Source organism: Planctomycetia bacterium (assembly GCA_034440135.1).
Classification (GTDB): Bacteria; Planctomycetota; Planctomycetia; order Pirellulales; family JALHLM01; genus JALHLM01.
In genome coordinates, this window is the sequence record JAWXBP010000231.1 from 61158 (window position 1) to 79068 (window position 17911).

The 17911-nt window shown below is 61.5% G+C and carries 14 protein-coding genes; 9 read left to right on the forward strand and 5 right to left on the reverse strand.

The genetic code is table 11. From position 1 onward, the window contains the following. Positions 1-5: 5 nt before the first annotated feature. Positions 6-1934, reverse strand: a complete 1929-nt coding sequence (hemE, locus tag SGJ19_13775) for a uroporphyrinogen decarboxylase (protein MDZ4781319.1) — start codon at positions 1932-1934, stop codon at positions 6-8. 352 nt (positions 1935-2286) lie between these two features. Between hemE and SGJ19_13780 the strand changes: the two genes are divergently transcribed. The 3 genes from SGJ19_13780 (at position 2287) to SGJ19_13790 (ending at position 6852) form a co-directional block, all read left to right on the forward strand. Beyond that, positions 2287-3570, forward strand: coding sequence for a hypothetical protein (locus tag SGJ19_13780; protein ID MDZ4781320.1), 1284 nt, complete (start codon positions 2287-2289; stop codon positions 3568-3570). A gap of 173 nt (positions 3571-3743) precedes the next feature. Continuing rightward, positions 3744-5444, forward strand: a complete 1701-nt coding sequence (locus SGJ19_13785) for a VWA domain-containing protein (protein MDZ4781321.1) — start codon at positions 3744-3746, stop codon at positions 5442-5444. A 124-nt stretch (positions 5445-5568) separates the two neighbouring features. Then, positions 5569-6852, forward strand: a complete 1284-nt coding sequence (locus SGJ19_13790; GenBank protein ID MDZ4781322.1) for a Gfo/Idh/MocA family oxidoreductase — start codon at positions 5569-5571, stop codon at positions 6850-6852. On the opposite strand, the gene rsmA is transcribed toward SGJ19_13790, so the two are convergent. Both rsmA and ispG read right to left on the reverse strand, forming a co-directional pair. Then, on the reverse strand, positions 6849-7760 hold the full coding sequence (gene rsmA / locus SGJ19_13795) for a 16S rRNA (adenine(1518)-N(6)/adenine(1519)-N(6))-dimethyltransferase RsmA (GenBank protein ID MDZ4781323.1): 912 nt from the start codon (positions 7758-7760) through the stop codon (positions 6849-6851). The genes SGJ19_13790 and rsmA overlap by 4 nt on opposite strands. A 57-nt stretch (positions 7761-7817) precedes the next feature. Next, on the reverse strand, positions 7818-8969 hold the full coding sequence (ispG, locus tag SGJ19_13800) for a (E)-4-hydroxy-3-methylbut-2-enyl-diphosphate synthase (protein MDZ4781324.1): 1152 nt from the start codon (positions 8967-8969) through the stop codon (positions 7818-7820). A gap of 329 nt (positions 8970-9298) precedes the next feature. Between ispG and SGJ19_13805 the strand changes: the two genes are divergently transcribed. The 4 genes from SGJ19_13805 (at position 9299) to SGJ19_13820 (ending at position 13321) form a co-directional block, all read left to right on the forward strand. Beyond that, complete coding sequence (locus SGJ19_13805; GenBank protein ID MDZ4781325.1) at positions 9299-9799, forward strand: hypothetical protein; 501 nt, start codon at positions 9299-9301, stop codon at positions 9797-9799. Positions 9800-9903: 104 nt separating this feature from the next. Further along, complete coding sequence (locus SGJ19_13810) at positions 9904-11016, forward strand: aminopeptidase (protein ID MDZ4781326.1); 1113 nt, start codon at positions 9904-9906, stop codon at positions 11014-11016. A gap of 155 nt (positions 11017-11171) precedes the next feature. Beyond that, positions 11172-12611, forward strand: a complete 1440-nt coding sequence (locus SGJ19_13815; protein MDZ4781327.1) for a DUF1501 domain-containing protein — start codon at positions 11172-11174, stop codon at positions 12609-12611. Positions 12612-12691: 80 nt separating this feature from the next. Then, positions 12692-13321 carry a hypothetical protein gene (locus SGJ19_13820; GenBank protein MDZ4781328.1) on the forward strand — a complete coding sequence of 210 codons (630 nt, stop codon included), beginning with the start codon at positions 12692-12694 and terminating at the stop codon, positions 13319-13321. A 53-nt stretch (positions 13322-13374) separates the two neighbouring features. Here the strand turns inward: SGJ19_13820 and queA are convergent, their stop codons facing one another. Next, positions 13375-14421, reverse strand: a complete 1047-nt coding sequence (queA, locus tag SGJ19_13825) for a tRNA preQ1(34) S-adenosylmethionine ribosyltransferase-isomerase QueA (protein MDZ4781329.1) — start codon at positions 14419-14421, stop codon at positions 13375-13377. A gap of 759 nt (positions 14422-15180) precedes the next feature. Here queA and SGJ19_13830 point away from each other — a divergent pair. After that, on the forward strand, positions 15181-16242 hold the full coding sequence (locus SGJ19_13830) for a biopolymer transporter Tol (GenBank protein MDZ4781330.1): 1062 nt from the start codon (positions 15181-15183) through the stop codon (positions 16240-16242). A 118-nt stretch (positions 16243-16360) separates the two neighbouring features. Here SGJ19_13830 and SGJ19_13835 read toward each other — a convergent pair whose 3' ends face one another. Beyond that, the gene (locus SGJ19_13835; protein ID MDZ4781331.1) at positions 16361-16864 is read right to left on the reverse strand and encodes a hypothetical protein; all 504 of its coding nucleotides are present in this window, start codon (positions 16862-16864) and stop codon (positions 16361-16363) included. Between the two features lie 340 nt (positions 16865-17204). On the opposite strand from SGJ19_13835, the gene SGJ19_13840 reads away from it, so the two are divergent. Beyond that, positions 17205-17911, forward strand: a 707-nt coding sequence (locus SGJ19_13840; GenBank protein ID MDZ4781332.1) for a hypothetical protein, incomplete at its 3' end; no start/stop codon positions are given.

Genomic DNA, 17911 nt, shown 5'->3' on the forward strand with positions numbered 1-17911 from the left:
AACGATTAGCGTTGGCTCAACTCGTGGACCATATCCACCAGCGCGATGACGTTATCGACCGGCGTATGCTCGTGGACGCCGTGGCCGAGGTTGAAGATGTGGCCGGGCCGATTCGCGGCCTTATTCAGTACATCGCTAGCGCCGCGGCGAATTTCCTCGCGCGGCGCGAACAGAATCGCCGGGTCGAGATTGCCTTGCACGCCGCGATCGTAACCGACCGTTTTCCAGGCTTCGTCCAGCCCGATTCGCCAATCGACGCCGATCACCGCGCCGCCCGCCTCGCTCAAGGCCGGTAACAGCGCCGGATTGCCGGTGGCGAAGTTGATCACCGGCGCGCCGGGGCGCACGGCGTCGATGACCGCTTTGGTGTGCGGCAGCACGTAGCGGCGATAGTCGTCGGGCGACAGGCACCCGACCCAACTATCGAAAATCTGCACGGCCTGCGCGCCAGCCGCGAGTTGCGCGTTCAAGTATCGCGCCACACTCCGCGCGAGACGGCCCAGCAATTCGTGCCAGGCGCCTTCGTCGCGGTACATCAGCGTCTTCGTGTGGAGAAAATTCCGGCTCGCGCCCCCTTCGATGGTGTAGCTCGCTAACGTGAACGGCGCGCCCGCGAAGCCGATGAGCGGAATCTCCGGCTTGAGACCCGCGCGCGTCAGCTTCACGGTCTGCATCACGAAATCGAGCGCGTCGACGCTTTCCAGTTCCGCTACGCGATCGAGGTCGTCGGCCTCACGCACTGGATTGTGAATGACCGGGCCTTCCCCCTTGGCGAATTCCAGCTCTAGGCCCATCGGCTCCAGCATGGGCAGCAGGTCGGAGAAGATAATCGCCGCATCGACTCCCAATCGTTCGACAGCCGTGAGCATCACTTCCGCGCAAAGCTGCGGATTCTTGCACAACTCCAGGAACGAGGTCTTCGCCCGGACCGCGCGGTATTCCGGCATGTACCGGCCCGCTTGGCGCATTAACCAGATTGGCGTGACGTTCGACGGTTCCCGGCGGCAGGCCTTCATGAACGGGCTGTCATACCACGGCGCGGTGCGATCATCACTCGATGTCGCGGCGGTCGGCGCAGACAGAATTAAATGCACACGGCGTTTGCGTTCCAGCAGCGCACCGCAACGTTCGGCGGCGCTTTGCACCAGATGCCCCATCTTCGGATGTTCCGGCTCCAGGTCGACCGGCCAACCCTGATGCCTGAGCATTTCGCTCGTCGTCGGCCCGATGGAACACACCACGACCTTGCCTAACTGTTCGCGCAGTTGTTCGGCGATTTCCAATCGCCGCGCCACGGCCAGCACGTTGATCACTTGATGCGCCGACGTGAACATCATCGCGTCGCGTTCGCCGGCCACGATCGCGAGGAGATTTGTTTCGAGCGGCGCCATCTCTTCCGGCAAGTCCCAGCCGTAAACCTTGACGGTGATCACGCGGGCCCCGCGCGCTTCAAGTCCGGCGACCAGGCTGGGATTCGGCAGGCCGTATTCTTGCAGGCCCACGGTGAGATTCAACACTGGCGACACCTGATCCAGAGTGGTCAGCACGTCGCGCCAGGTGTTCGGTTCCGGGACCTTGTGCGTTACTTCCAGGCCGAACTCCCGCATGGCCAAAACCGGCTTCGGACCGCGGGCGACGGTCACGACATCGGACAGCGCGTTGAGAAAACGCTCGCGCCCAATCTGCCGTTCCACCTGGCTGACCAGATAGCGCGTGCCGACGCCCGTCATCAGAATGACCATCTCGATCTCGCCGCCGATCAAGCGATGGGCGAAATCGACCGCCGGCGGATTGTCGCCGAGTTGCACCTCGCGCATCGACGGACTGACGAACGCTTGCCCGCCGAATCGCTCGATCATCCGCCGCATGTCGTCCGCTTTCCGACTCTCGAACGAAGCGACGCGCAAACCGGCGAAATCAGCGGCGGAAGTCATCGGGCGTTTCTCGGACCGAGGGATCGAATCATGCCACTCGACATGCTAGCCCAGGTGTAGCAGGTCGAACAGTGAGAAGACTGTGGGAGGCGTCTCCGACGCCGATGGAGAGGGCGGTGATTGCAGTTCGGACTTGCAGGACTGAGCAGCGCCGTATCTTCGGCGTCGGAGACGCCTCCCACAGTCGATGCTGGACGCGGTCGGTTAAGACGGTTCAAGTTCCGATTCAGGTCAGTGGCGAGCATTCGCCCCAGTTTTCGTCGCGCAGCCGCTCTGGTAATCTAGAGTCCACGTCACTGACTGCCGAGGCACATTGCCTCGATCCACGCGCCTGCCACGGAGCCCCTCCGCCATGAAAACCCGTCTTTGGGGAGTGTTGTTAATTGCCGCCGCGTTCGCCGCGGGGTCTCGCGTTTCGAACGCTTCCGAGGCGGAAGACGCGGCGTTGAAGCGGATCGAGATTCTCGTCGGCTCGGTGGAAAAGAACCCCGCGGGCGTGGTGATCGGCGTGGATCTCTATGAGCGCCAGGCCGGCAATGCCGACATCGACCTGCTGCTGGCCGCATTTCCGAATTTGGAAAAGCTGAAACTCTGGGGCGCGAACATCAACAACGAAGGCGTCGGCAAGCTCGCCGGCTTTGCGAAGCTGAAGGACCTCACGCTCGAGAATACGGAGATCACCGACGACGGCGTCGCGCTGCTGCAGGCGTTGAAGGAGCTCAAGTCGCTTAACTTGCGTCGCTCCACCAATATGACCGACGCCGCCATGGAACACGTGGCGAAGATGTCGTCGCTGGAGCAATTGCATTTGCTCTACAACAACATCGGCGATGTCGCGCTCGGAACGATCTCGACCATGAAGAAGCTCCGCGTGTTGGACCTGCGCGGCTGCGTGCTGGTGACGGACTCCGGCCTGGAACAATTGCAAGCGCTCGAAAACCTCGAACGACTTCGCCTGCGCAATCCGGCCGTTAGCGACCAGGGGCTCGAATACCTCAAGGGCTTGAAGAAGCTCAAGGGTTTGGCGCTGGAAGACACGCAGATTTCCAACCGCGGGCTGGAAAGCCTGACGCCGCACACGGCGCTCGACGAGTTGTACTTGTTCCGCTGCTCCAGCGTCACGGACGCGGGGATCGCGCACCTGGCTGGCTTCACCAAGATGAAGCGGCTCTCGCTGCGTGATATTCCGCTCCGTGGGACGGGTCTCAATCATCTGAGCGGCATGACCGGGCTGATTAACTTGGACCTCAGTGAAACCCGCTTGAATGACGAAGGGCTCGCCCATGTCGGCAAATTGACGTCGGTCGAGTTGCTGAACCTCTGGCACACTCGCATCACGGACGCCGGCACGGCCCCGCTGGCGAACTTGAAGAACTTAAAGACCTTGAGCCTGCTCGAAACTGAGGCCGGCGACGCCACGCTGGAGCACCTGGCCGGACTGTCCAAGCTGGCGGACCTGGACCTCAGCAGCACCAAAATCACCGACGCCGGGCTCAAGCATTTGGAATCGCTCAAGGCGCTCAAGAAGTTAACGCTCAAGAAGACGGCGGTCACGCCGGCAGCGGTGGATTCGCTGAAAAAGGCGATTCCGGACTGCGTCGTGGTCTACGAGGCGGGGGGCGTGGCGTCGAAGTAACAGACTTTGCCAAAGCCAATCGCCGGGTGGCTGGGGCCGAGCGTACTCGCTCGCTCCCAGACTTTATTGCTGGGGGCGAATGAGTACATTCGACCCCAGCCACCCAAGCTATGCTCTGGGCGTCCGCTTGGATCGCGCTACAATTGCCGAGGCGCAAACCCGGAGCAACATCGATGTCGGAACCTCGGCCGCTTGGCGGCATTATTCATACGTACCAAAAGTACGATCCGCAGCAGTTTCCGAGCCCCACTGAGCCCCCACCCGACCTGGTCACGCCCGCCTTCGAGCACATGCTCGCGTATGGCGATCTGAGCGAACTGACCGACGAGGAGCTCGCCCGGGCGATCCGCATCGATCCCAGTCAAATCGCTGGCCTGGGTCCGAGCCTGAACATGCTGCTGGAAATGCTGCGCGAGCGGAAGCGCAAGATCCTGGCGAAGTATGAGACCGAGTCGGTCCAGAAAAAAGTCAAGCAGGAATACCTCGACGTCGCGGGCCGTATGAAGCCGCCCGGCAAGCTCGCTAAGTTGTTTCAACAGGCCGTCCGCGAAGAGCAGATCCGCGACTTGGAAATGCTCTGGTACGCGTCGGGAGACGATAGCTCCAAGTTCGCCCGCGAGATGGTGCAACTCATCGATCGCCTGGGCAACAAGTACGGGGTCGACGAACTGGCCGGAAAATATGCGTTCACCGGGCGCCAAGGCATGTCGGTCGAGCAGGCGATCGCCATCAGGGAAGAACTGGAAACGATCGACCGGCTCATTAAGCAGCTCGAAGAGGCGAAGCGCACCGCGCAAATTGCCGTCATCGACTTCCAGGACCTCTCCGAATACGCCGACCCGGAGCAGATGCGTGAGTTGAACGAGATGCAGCAGCGCGTCGAGGCGATGATGCGCGAGCTGGCCGAACAGCAAGGGCTGGAACGCACCAAGGAAGGCTATCGGCTCACCCCCAAGGCGACGCGCATCTTCCAGGGCAAGTTGCTCGATCAGATTTTCAGCCAGTTGCAGGCGGCGCGCAGCGGCCGGCATCAAGGCCCGATCATCGGCGAAGGAGCCGTCGAGCTGCCGAGCGTGAAGGAATACGAATTCGGCGATTCGATTGCCAACATCGACCTGCCGCAAACGCTCGTGAACGCCATGGTCCGCGGCGGCGCTCAGTTGCCGATTCGACTCAAAACGGAAGACATCGTCGTCCATCGCACGCGTAACTCGCCGAAATGTGCCACGGTGGTGCTGATGGACATGAGCGGTTCGATGCGCTATGGCGGCCAGTATGTGAACGTCAAGCGGATGGCGCTTGCGCTCGACGGCTTGATTCGCAGCGAGTATCCCGGCGACTTCCTGCAATTCGTCGAAATCTATTCTTTCGCCAAGCCGCGGCACTCCAGCGAGATCGCCACGCTGTTGCCGAAGATTCCCACGTTGTCACATCCGCGAATCGCGTTGCGGTTCGACATGAGCCGGGAAGAGGCCAGCGAGTTCGACGTGCCGCCGCACTTCACGAACCTGCAGCATGGGCTGCAACTGGCTCGGCGGTTCCTGGCCGCGCAGGATACGCCCAATCGGCAGGTGATCTTGATCACCGACGGCCTCCCGACGGCCCATTTCGAGGGGAGCCTGCTGCACCTGCTCTACCCGCCTCATCGCATGACCGAAGAAGCCACGATGCGCGAAGGCCAGGCCTGCCGCCGCGAGGGCATCACCATCAACTTGTTCCTGCTCTCGAACTGGTCACAGTCCCGCGAGGACATCCAGTTCGCCTATCGTCTGGCCGAGTCAACCCGCGGCCGCGTTTTCTTCAGCGCCGGCAAAGACCTGGACCGGTACGTGGTCTGGGACTATCTGAACCACCGGCGGAGCGTGGTGGGGTGACGGGGAAGTGATGAGTGCGGAGTGATGAGTGATGAGTACAGGAAAGACCAAAGCGCCCCTTTCGCGTGGCGATTTTTCTTACATACTCATCACTCCGCACTCATCACTCATCACTAGATGAACCATGCCCCCCACCGTCCCCCTTTCCACTCTCCGCGTCGGCATGGTCGGCGTGGGGATGATTTTTGAGGAAACCTACCGGCCGTTTTTCGAGGCCGTGGCGCGCCGCCCGCTTTACGATCCCGCGTTTGGCGTTTGCCGCGTGGAGTTGTCCGCGATGGCGAGCCGCACGGGCGCCCGGGCGAATCAGCATCGCGAGCAACTCGTGAATTCGCTGGGTAACTTCGCCATCTGTACCGAGCCGGACGCAATTGGGCAGTTGTTGCGCGAACCGGTAGACGTCGTGTGCATCGCCACGCCGGATGATCGCCATTTCGACGCGGCCCACGCGGCCATCGCGGCCGGTAAGCATGTGCTGATCGAGAAGCCGTCGGTGTTGACGCTCGCGCAACTTGATGAGCTCGTCGCGGCGGCTCGCAAACAAAACGTGCTGGCCAAGGTCGTCTATCACAAGCTGCTGGACCCCGACCACAAGAAACTCCGCACGCTCGTCGCCGACGGCGATTTGAAACATGTGAATCATGGGTACTGCTCCCTCTTGGAACCGAAATCGATCTCCGGCAATCAGTTCTCGGAGTGGATCGTCGGTCGCAATCCCGGCACGTACGTCGCGGTGCATTACATCAAGCTGATTGATTTCACCTTCGGCGGCCGACTCAAAGCCGTCATTTGTGACGGCCAGCGCGGGCTGGTCGGCCCGGCGGACGGCCCGACGTGGGACTCCGTGCAACTGCGATTGATCTACGGTTACGACGACGGACGCGAGGCGGCGTTCGATATCCACACCAGTTGGGTCACGCCCGAGAATTTCCCTGGCTACGTCGAGCAGGAAGTGCAATTCCGCTTCGACAACGGTATTTGGAACGGCCATAGCCGCAAGCGCGGCGTGGAATGCACGATCGAAGGCCGCACCCCGCACGAGCGCAAGATCACGCTCAACAACCACTACAACGGCACGTTCCTGGAGCCCTGGGGCGAGCGCAGCCAGCGCGGGTACGGAATTGAAGTGCTTGAACAATTCGCGCGCGAAGTCGCCTTCGTGGAATTCGGCGGCGCGACCGAAGAGCGTTCGGCACGACTCGCGGCTACGCGGAAACTCGCCTATAACGACCTGGCCAGCGATCGCGCCACGGTCGCCGCCGTACAAGCGATGGAAGCGATTCTGGCCGAAGCCGCCGCCAGCCGGCCGCATGCTGTCGCGGAAGTGGATCACCTAGAGGGCGGGCTGGTGCTCTGGACGCCGGGCGCTGCGAAACCGCGTGTGCTGTACGCGGAGCGCGTGTACTAGACCGCGCCGGTGGCGCTTTGCACCGCCTGGCAGAGGGCCAGCATCTGCGGCACGCCCAACTCTTCAGCGCGAGCAGTCGGCAATAAGTCCATACTAGCGAGCAGCGCGTCCACGCCCGGCTTGTCTAAGTGTCCCTTCGTAGCGCTCAGCAGTTCACCGCGCAGCAGCTTACGACGGTGAAAGAACATGGAGCGGACGAACTGATGGAAAAACTTGCGATCCGGAATCGCGCGGCGCCGATCGTCGCGCACGGAAATCGTAATGATCGCGGAAGTGACCTTCGGGCGCGGCCAAAACGACTGCGGCGGCAACACGCGGGCGACTTCAATGTCGCATTGGCTTTGCACCCAAACGCTCAGCGCGCCGTAGTCCTTGGTACACGGCTTGGCGAGCATTCGATCGGCGAGTTCTTTCTGAATCGTGATCGTCATCGATTCCGGCGGGCGGTCGAGATCCAGCAAGTTGGAGATCAGCGGCGTGGCAATATTGTAAGGCAAATTCGCCGCCAGCTTGAACCGTCGCTCCGGCGAAACGGCGAGTTGCTCCGCGATCGCGTCCAACACGCGCGGGTTGATCGTGTTCTTGTTCTTGAGCGCGTCGTAAGGGATCAGCGTGATGTTGCGGCAACTGGAGAGTTGCTCCTCGGCCATCCTTCGCATGTCGGGATCGATCTCAACGGTCACGACCCAAGCGGCCTGCTTGGCCAATTGGACCGTCAGTGAACCGGTTCCCGCGCCAACTTCGAGCACGACGTCGTTTGGGCCGACCTTCGCTGAATCCACCAACACGCGCAGCAAGTTCAGGTCGATGAGAAAATTCTGCCCATGCCGCGCCTTGGGATGCACACCGGCCTCGGCGAAGCGCCGCTGTAAATACGAAAGCGTTTGGTGGCCGGCGGAAGGAAGCATGAAATGATGAATGCAGAATGATGAAAGAAGGCCGACGTACCAGTTCCTGTAACTCAACTAACCCATTGCGCCGGCGGTGCGGCGGGAGATGAGGCTGTCCAATTCGTACTTAAGCTTCGGCAGGATTTCGTCGTAGGGAAATGCGCCGAGCGGTTCGCCGCCGCGCTTGAGGTTCACGTGATTCGGGCCGCACCAGAGGCCCAAGTCGGCGTCGTCGGTTTCGCCGGGACCGTTCACGCGGCAGCCCATCACGGCGATCGTGATCGCATGATCGGACGCGTAACGGGTCATCTCCTTGACCTGTGCGGCCAATTCGACAAACGCTTCGTTTTCCACGCGCGAACAACTGGGGCAACTGATGATGTTCAGCGTCGAGAGGCCGTAATCCACGACGCTCCGCACGCGACCTAAAGCGATGTCGGCCAGAATCTGGCGGCCGACTTCGATTTCCTCCGGCTTGCGCGAGTTCGGCACCGTCAGCGACACGCGCAACGTGTCGCCGATCCCGCGGCTCAACAGTTGCTCGAACGCGATTCGCGATTTAATTACGCCGTCAGGCGGCATGCCGGCCTCGGTGACGCCCAAGTGCAAGGGAACATCGGGGCGCTCGTCGGCGAAGCGGCGATTGACCTCGATGACTTTCTTGGGATCGGAATCCTTGAGCGAGACACAGTAGCGCGTGAAGCCGAGCGAGTCGAGCAGTTCGCAGTGCTCAAAGGCGCTGGCCAACATTGGGGAGATGGAATCCCCGGGGCCAAATTTCTCCGCCACGGCCGGGTCGACCGACCCGCAGTTCACGCCGACGCGAATCGCGCAATCGTTCTGCGCTGCCACATCGACCAGGAAGCGGACCTTGTCCTGCCACGGCTTCTGTCGTTCGTGGTGGTACAGATGGCCGGGGTTGTAGCGGACCTTGTCGACATGCGGTGCGACCAACTCAGCCAGACGGAAGTTTTCCTGCAAGTCGACGGAGAGATTCGCTTCGGTGCGCGCGCGGATCTGAGCCAAGGCTTCGGCGTCCTTGGTGCTGTCGACCGCAATGCGAACCACGTCGGCGCCGGCTTGATGCAGGGCCTCGACCTGAGCGACGGTAGCCTCGACGTCCTGCGTGTGCGTGGCGGTCATGCTCTGCACGGCCACGCGCTCCCCGGCGCCAATCGTGACGCGCCCAATGCGCACCGCCCGCGTCGGGTTCCGTCTGATCTCCACCGCTGGCTCCTAGAAATGTGCATTCGTCGCGGCTCACACGATGCCACTCACACTAGCCCGTAGCGCAAGCGAGGGAGAGAGGACGTTGCTGTGAGCTTCGGCCCAAACTCTCAGCGACGTCAATTCTCCCTCGCTTGCGCTACGGGCGAGTGAGAGCGCGTATCTTCGTAACTGCATTGTCGGCTGCGCTGATAACCGGGGCAACCCCATGCGGCGCTGGAGGTTCTGCCGGTTGGCGCGATTAAGCGCTCGCTTTTGCTGGCTACTCGACGCACCCGTGGAGGCCTGCTTATACTGAAAGGAATCCGGACTCACACCCAGGACGTCGCATGACCAAGGATCTCCGTTCGACGACTTCGCTGTTCACCCAAGTGGACATTTCCGCCGGATCGACCGTCGATCGGACGGCCAGTGGCGGCAGCCCTGAATTCGAACAGGCCCGGCTGTTGCGGGAACTTTTGACGGCGCAAGACCGGCAAAATGAGTTGATGGAAGAATTGGTCACGCAGATGACCTCGGTCGCCAGCCAGATCGGCCTGCACCAGCGGCAGCGGCAGCAGGAGCTGAACGCGTGGAAGGCCGCCCATCCGCATCTCGCCAAAAGCTGCAAACGGGCCGCGGACACGCTCACCCAGGTGCAAAGCGAGTTCCTGGAAAGCCTGACCCGCGAAGTCGAGGAGAACGCCGACCAACTGCTGGACGGCGAGTTCATCCTCAACGAATTCGTCGACCGCTTCGGCCCCCGGATGGCCCACTTGAACGGCGTGCTGCAAGTCCTCTCGCAGCTCGGCGCGGCCAATCAACCGGCGCACAATCCGAGCGAGGCGTAGGGCAAAAGTGACGAGTGCGGGGGAGTAGGCGAAGTAGTGAGTAGGTGAAGTAGGTTAGGAGAGTGGCTCCTAGCTTTCCTCTTGGCTCTTGGCTGCACATCCCCATGCTCGACCCGCGGATTGACCGGCTGGCGGATATTCTGCTCACGCATAGTTGCGAATTGAAGCCGGGTGAGAACGTGCTGATCGAGGCTTTCGATCTGCCGGACCCGACGCTGGTTTGCCGGCTCGTCGAGAAGGCTTCGAAGCTTGGCGCGCGGCCGCTGGTGTCGCTCAAGAATAACCTCGTGCTCCGCTCGCTCTACAAGTCCGGCACGGCCGCCAATATCAGCCTCGCGGGCGAACTGGAACGCGGGCGGATGGAAAAGATGCAGGCCTACATCGGCATCCGCGGCGCGGCCAACAGCAGCCAGTTCGCCGATGTGCCGATCGAGCAAATGGACCTCTATCAGAAACACTGGTGGCACCCGGTCCACAGCGAAGTCCGCGTGCCGAAGACGAAATGGGTCGTGCTCCGCTACCCGACTGACTCCATGGCGCAATCCGCCAACATGAGCAGCGCCGCGTTCGAGGATTTTTACTTCAACGTCTGCACCGCCGACTACGCCCAGATGGCCGAGGACCTGAAGCCGCTCGTGAAGCGGATGGAAGCCGCGGACAAGGTGCGCATCGTCAGCCCCGGCACCGATCTTTCATTCTCGATCAAAGACATTCCCGTCCGCCCCTGTTCGGGCCAACGGAATATCCCGGACGGCGAGTGCTTTACCGCGCCGATCCGCGACAGCGTGAACGGTGTGATCCGTTACAACACGCCGTCGCGCTACCAAGGCACGGTCTTCGATCAGATCGAATTCGAGTTCAAGGCCGGCAAGATCGTCCGCGCCACGGCCAACGAGACTGAGAAAATCAACAAGATTCTCGACGCCGACGACGGCGCCCGGTACATCGGCGAATGGTCGATCGGCTGCAACAACTTCGTCCGCGCGCCGATGCTGGACACGCTGTTCGACGAAAAGATCGGCGGCTCCATCCACCTCACGCCCGGCAACGCCTACGACGAGTGCGACAACGGCAACAAGAGCCGCGTCCACTGGGACCTGGTGCTGATCCAAACGCCCGCCTATGGCGGCGGAGAAATTTATTTTGATGGCGAATTGGTGCGCAAGGATGGACGCTTCTTGCCAGCCGACTTGCAGGGTCTGAATGCTGGACTGTAGGTCAGCCTTTCCAGGCTGACGTATCGACGCGGTTTGCGAATTCGCGTGCTTGTCGACATGCGGTTAGCCAATGTCAGCCTGGAAAGGCTGACCTACGCAGGCGTTTTGACCGCCGCCGCATCGTGCGTTATCGTAGGGGCGGAAAGGAAACGCCGATGCGGGACCGTATTCAACGATTGTCGCGGACTCCGATCTCGCGCCGCGCCGCCTTGCAGGCGGGCACGTTGGGGCTGCTGGGACTCAGCATTCCGCGCCTCGCCGAGTTGCGCGCCGCCAACGCGACTGCGCCACCTGCGAAGGCCTGCATCTATATCTTTCTTTCCGGCGGGCTCTCGCAGCTTGATAGCTTCGACCTGAAGCCCGCGGCCCCGGATTCGATTCGGGGCGAGTTTCAGCCCATTGCCACGCGAACACCGGGCCTGCAAATCTGCGAGCATTTGCCTCGCCTCGCCGCGCGCAGCGAACATTGGGCGCTCTGCCGTTCTTTGACGCACACCTCGAACGACCATTCGGCCGGGCATTTGATCATGCTCACCGGACGTTCAGAAGTGCCGCCGGGCTTCGACCCCACGCGGCCGCTGCCGACCGATTGGCCGTCGCTGGCCGCGATCGCTGGCGATGCGATCCCGGCGCGCGGTCCGCTCCCTTCGTCGATCGTGCTGCCGGAACGCTTGGTCCATAACACGGGGCGCGTGATTCCAGGCCAATTCGCCGGACAGATGGGCCCGTCGCGCGATCCTTGGTTCATCGAGGCGTCGCCGTTTCATACGCAATCGTACGGGGCGTTTCCCGAATTTGCGTTCGATCATCAGGAGCGCGGCGCGGCCGACGCGCGCACGTTCCAATCTCCGCATCTCTCGCCGCCGCCGGGAATTAATATGGAGCGGCTTTCCGGCCGCTTCGGTTTGCTCACGCAGCTTGACGAGCAATGCCAGCACATCGATCGCACGGCGGCCACCGGTGCGTATGATCGGCAGCGCGAGGCGGCTGCGTCGCTCCTGACCGCGCCGCACGTGCGACAGGCGTTCGACGTCACGCAAGCCGACGAAGCAACGCAAGAGCGCTACGGCCGACATTCTTTCGGCTGGTCGCTGTTGATGGCGCGGCGATTGGTCGAGGCCGGCGTATCGCTTGTGCAAGTCAATCTCGGTAACAACGAAACCTGGGATACGCACGGCGACGCCTTCCCGCATCTGAAGGACAAATTGCTCCCGCCGACGGATCAGGCCCTCTCCGCTTTGCTCGATGATCTGGCCGCGAGCGGATTGCTCGATTCGACGCTCGTCGTCATGGCCGGCGAGTTCGGCCGCACGCCGAAGATCAGCCATCTATCGCAGTTCTACAAATACGCCGGGCGCGATCACTGGGGCGCCGTGCAGACGGTCTTCTTCGCTGGCGGCGGAGTGAAAGGCGGCCACGCCCTCGGCGCGTCCGATCGCCAGGCCGCTTTCCCAGCCGAAGCGCCGCAAACGCCGGAATCGCTGGCCGCGACGATCTATCATGCGTTAGGCATTCCTCAGGATGCCTTGTGGCATGACAAACTCGGGCGACCGTTTTCGGTGTATCACGGCGAGCCGATGATGGAGTTGTTTTGAGGGGGGAGGAGGAGAGGAGCAAAGGAGAAGAGGAGTAAGGAAGTCGGAATTCGTTTTCGTTCGTCAGGGAGGATGACGCGATGAGACGTTGGCGACGGTTTAGCGTTCGATCGCTGCTGATCACGCTGACGCTTATTTGCCTGTATCTCGGTCGGGTTGCCGAAAGGGCACATCGACAACAGGAGATCGCCGTCCACTTCGAGCGACTGGGCGCGCAGGTCTACTTTTGTCGCGAGTATCAACGGGACGTTTTTGGCGCCCCGTATGTAATCCGTCAAAGCAACGGCGCGTTAGTTACTCGCGATGATGCGCCGAAATTGTCGCCTTCGACAACTCTCTCTTCCAATCAATGGCCCTGGTGGCGGCGCTGGCTGGGAGAGCCGTTTTTTCGCGACGTGGATTGCGTTGACTGTCAAGGCATTCAACTCACTGAACGTGATCTCGACTACCTCGAAGAACTTCCCGCGATTCAAGATATCGAGCTTTCCGAAAAATACTTTGACGACGATCTGCTGGCACGTTTGCGGCGAATGCGTGAGGTGCGAGTTGTCTGGATGGACGTCGACTACGATTTCGATTCGGCGCAGTCTTGGGAATCGAAAGCGAATAAATCGCTGGAGCGGTTTCGCCGCACGCTTCCCAATACAAGTTTCGGCGCCAAGGGAGTCTGGGTCGATGAGCGACCGCAGTTTGGCTGGTATAGCCGCTGACGTTGGCGAATTCCTCCTTGACTCCTCACTCCTCACTCCTCACACCTCACACCTCACACCACCAGCATCGCGTCCCCATAACTGTAAAACCGATACCGCTCGCGAATCGCTTCTTCGTAAGCACGCTTCAATAGTGCATCGCCGCCGAAGGTACGGACGAGCACCAATAGCGTGGTGCGCGGCAGGTGGAAGTTGGTTAAGAGCGCGTTCACCGCATGAAACGCAAACGGCGGGCGGATGAAAAGCTCTGTGTGGCCAGTCCAGGCTGCGAGTTCGCCGGAGCGGGCGGCGGTTTCCAGGACGCGTGTGGCGGTGGTGCCGACGGCGACGACTCGGCCGCCGCGTTCGCGCGTGGCGCGGAGTTTTTCCACGGCGTCGGCTTCGATACGGCCCCATTCGCTGTGCATCTTGTGTTCGGCCAGCGAAGTCACCGTCACCGGACGAAAGGTGTCCAAGCCCACGTGCAAGGTGACGCGAACTGATGAAACGCCTTGCGATTCGAGTTGCTCAAGCAGCTCACGGCTGAAATGTAGGCCGGCGGTCGGCGCGGCGGCAGAGCCGGCGTGCCTGGCGAATACGGTTTGATAGCGCTCGATGTCATCGTCGAGAGCCGCTCCTTCGCGGATGTAGTGTGGCAACGGGATGCGGCCCACGCGTTCCAACAGCGGCAATGTCGCTTCCGACGAGCGCGGCCGTGCAATCCAAATGCCGTTGTCGCGTTTTTCGATTAGCACCAGATCGATGTCGTCCAGACCGTGCGCATTGGTCAACTGGATCGACTCGCCGGGCGTGAGCTTGCCGCGCGTTTTGCCGAGGATTTGCCAGAGTCCTTGTCCGTCGTCGGCCAGGAACAAACCCTCCCAGCGCCCGCCGGTCATAGCGCGCCGGCCGATCAGTCGCGCCGGCACGACGCGAGTGTCGTTCAATACCAGGCAGTCGGGGGCCTGGAGTAACTGCGGTAAATCGCGAATGTGGTGATGCTCGATTTCTCCCTGCGCCCGGCGCACCACCATCAACCGCGCATCGACGCGCCGCGACGCTGGTTGCTGCGCGATCAAGTCCTTCGGAAGCGTGTATTCGTATTGGTCGAGCTCGTCCACGCGAGAAGTATACGCGATCGTTCCATCGCCTGTAGGAGGCGTCTCCCGACGCCGACGATTTCGACGTCACCGCGCTCATCGCATATTTTCTCCGTCGATCAAAGGTCGTTCATTTGACTAGATGCCAGTCGTGGCATAGGGTTTAAGTAGCGACACACTTCGAGGTCGCTCACTTCGATTCGCCTCTTCTGGATGGTCGAGCGCGTGGCGTCATGCCGCGTAGCGCGGCCGATTCATGGCACACCGCGAAGCACTTGGGCAACGACGCCCTTTCAATCATCCAGCCGCACGGATTTCCGCGGCGACTTCGAGGTTCCCTTTCTTTAGCGTCGGAGGATCGCGCCCGCCTGCCCCTAAAGGCGCGGTCCCTGCGTACGGCGGTCCCGGGGTTGAGGACGCCTTTGTTCGCCCAACGACGAAGCGCGTGACTTCGGGACTGCCGTTTATCAAATAATCAGCGTGAAGCACGCACACACGAGCCCGCATTCACTAGCCCGTAGCGCCAGCGAGGGAAAGTTGACGACGGTGATCGCTTGACATGAACGCCAGACCGATCTTCCCGTTCACTCAAACGGCTTTCGATTGCACTTATATGGTCTGCTTGGCGTAGTCGATTCGCTTGTCACCGGCGTCTTCACTCCCTCGCTGGCGCTACGGGCTAGTGTTTCGGCGGGCAACTCTGGCGGTCGGCAATGCCACGTGGCGGCGATACAATGGCGGCAGCGCCGTTGATCGCCCTCCCACCTGGAAGTATCCAATATGTCCCGCCGATTTGCCCTCTGCAGTTTCGTTTTTGCTTCGCTGATCGCTAGCTTGGCGACATCCCGTGCTTTCGCCCAGGACGCTGCCTCGATTGAATCTCAGCAGCTTTCCAACATCCGCCAAGTGACCCAGGGCATGGTCAAGGCTGGCGAAGGCTACTTTTCGCCGGACGGATCGAAAATCATTTACCAGGCGGTGCCGTCGGGCTATCCCTTTTATCAGATCTACACGCAGCCCCTGGCCGGCGGGGAACCCCAGTTGCTGAGCACCGGTCGAGGGCGCACGACGTGCAGCTACTTCTCGCCGGATGGCAAGGGGATTCTGTTCGCTTCGAGCCATCTGGATCCGAAGTTGGATGAAACCGAAACGGCCGCACTTCAACAACAGGCCGAAGACAAAGCCAGCGGACGTCGTCGCCGTTACCAATGGGACTTCGATCCGTACTCCGAAATCTTCGCCGCCGATCTGGATGGCAAAAATCTGCACCGCCTGACGGACGCGCAAGGCTACGACGCGGAGGGCGCGTACTCCCAGGACGGCAAACTCATCGCCTTTTGCAGTGACCGCGACGGCGATCCGGACTTGTACCTCATGGACGCCGACGGCGGCAACCTGCGACAACTCACCAATGCACCCGGCTACGACGGCGGGCCGTTCATCTCGCCGGACGGCAAATGGGTCGTCTTCCGCAGCGATCGCAAGCAAAAAGACTTCCTGCAGATCTACGTGATCGGCATCGACGGCGAGCACGAACGCGCGCTCACGGATACCGTGGGCGTCAACTGGGCGCCGTACTGGCATCCGACCGAGCCGTACCTGATCTGGACCGGCGCCGATCATAGCGACCCGAATGCGCGGCCCAACTACGACCTCTGGCTGATGAAATACGAAGTCGCCAAGGACGGCATTCATCCCGGCCCGATCACCCGAATCACCGACAACGCCGCGGCCGACGTGCTGCCGGTCTTTTCACCGGACGGCAAGCAACTCATGTGGACCAGCAACCGCACAGACGACCGCGAAAGCCAACTATTCATCGCGGACTTCGTGCTGCCGTAGTCCGGGGCGAGGATTCACCACGGAGCGCCCGGAGGAGAGGTGGAATGTCGAATTTCGAAATCCGCGCGGCACGATGTGACGTTCGACAACGGCAAGGAGTTCGCGGTGCATCGTCAACTCAGAGGATCAACCAACCCTCGTCGGTTTCCAGCGGCGGCGGGCTGAGGCCGATCTTGTTTGCATCCCGCCACGCGCCGCGTCGCGCATGTAACAAGATGTGATGATCGCCCCAGTGGGTCAGGTCCGGCGAGAAAGAGAGCCCGATGTGCGCGCCGAAACGGCCGGTCGAGACCGGGCGGTGGATCATCGCGAAGCGATTTCCAAAACGCTCGGGAAACAAGGCGGCATCCTTATCTTCCGGCGGCATGACGGGGCCCAACCGCTCGAAGGACTTGAAATCCTTCGTCTGCGCCAACGCCACCATTGGGCCAGCCGCGGAGTAGGCCGAGTCGGCGATGATCCAGACGCCGCGATCTTCGATCCAAGTCAGTCGCGCGTCTTCCACGCCCCAGGTCTTTTCGACAAAGCCCTCTGGATCAGGTGCGAACGTGGGCAGGATGGCGACCTTCCCATCGGATACCCCAATCGCGACTGCGCGCGACGGTGAGATGGGAATGCCCACGGCGGTCCGCGACGCTGGCTGCGCCGTCGCCTCTGCCCATCCCTCCGCTCCAGCAGCACAGCGGTCTTACCCCACCGTAACCTTCATAACGGGTGGTACAGGAATTCGTGGCTGGTTACCCCGCCCCACTCGGTTCGTTGTGGCACGGACTCCCGACCCGAGTTACGGCAGGCTGGGCGACGTCCAAGACTTGAGACCTTCGGTCAGTCAGCCCGGTGGCCCGATCGGGAGACCGGGCCACAACAGTCCGTGACCTAAGTTTTCTCTGTGCTGGCGCGGCTGTCTGAGGCGGGCGCCGTAGCTTTCGTCGTGTTCGGGCATTTCACTCGCGAGGCGTATTATGCGTACCTGGTTGGCAGGGCTGTTGTTGGTCGCGTCGATGTCGGGGATCGCCGCCGCGGAGACGCCCAAGGAATTCGTGGTCACCGGTTACCAGTTGGCGTTCGTCAACGTCGACAAGTCCGGGGCGATCACCAACGAATACGTGCCGAAGGGGCAAACGCTCGAAAACTGGAAGACGCTGATTGCCGTGCGCGTGTGGCCGAAGATCGACGACGTGAAGGAAGTGACCGGGGAATACATCCGTCAGCTCGCGCCGGTGATGCTCCGCGACGCCAAGGTGTTCGAGCCGGAGGGGAGCAAGCCGGGGACCGACGTGGTGTTCGAGCTGTATTTGGCGCCGGCCGACAAGTCGTACCTGGAATACAACCTGATCCGCTTCGTGAAGGAAAGCGGGACGCCGGGCGTGAAGTCGTACCAGTTCGCGGAACGCCGCGCGTACGATCTTGATGCGGCCGTAAAAGTGTACGAACAGCGTCGCGAGACCTGGCTCGGCGCGATCGCCGGCCTCGTACTCACCGCGGAAACGGAAGCTATCGCGGTCACCACGGAGGAGTCGCTGGGAAGCGAATCCACCGACCAAGAAGAAGCAGTCGAAAAAGAACTGGCGGAGGACGCCGACGAAAATGAGAAGGAAGCTGAGCCGGAGGAAGGCGGCGAAGAAGATGAAGGCGACGATGAAGATGATGCCGAGGAGGACGAGGAGGA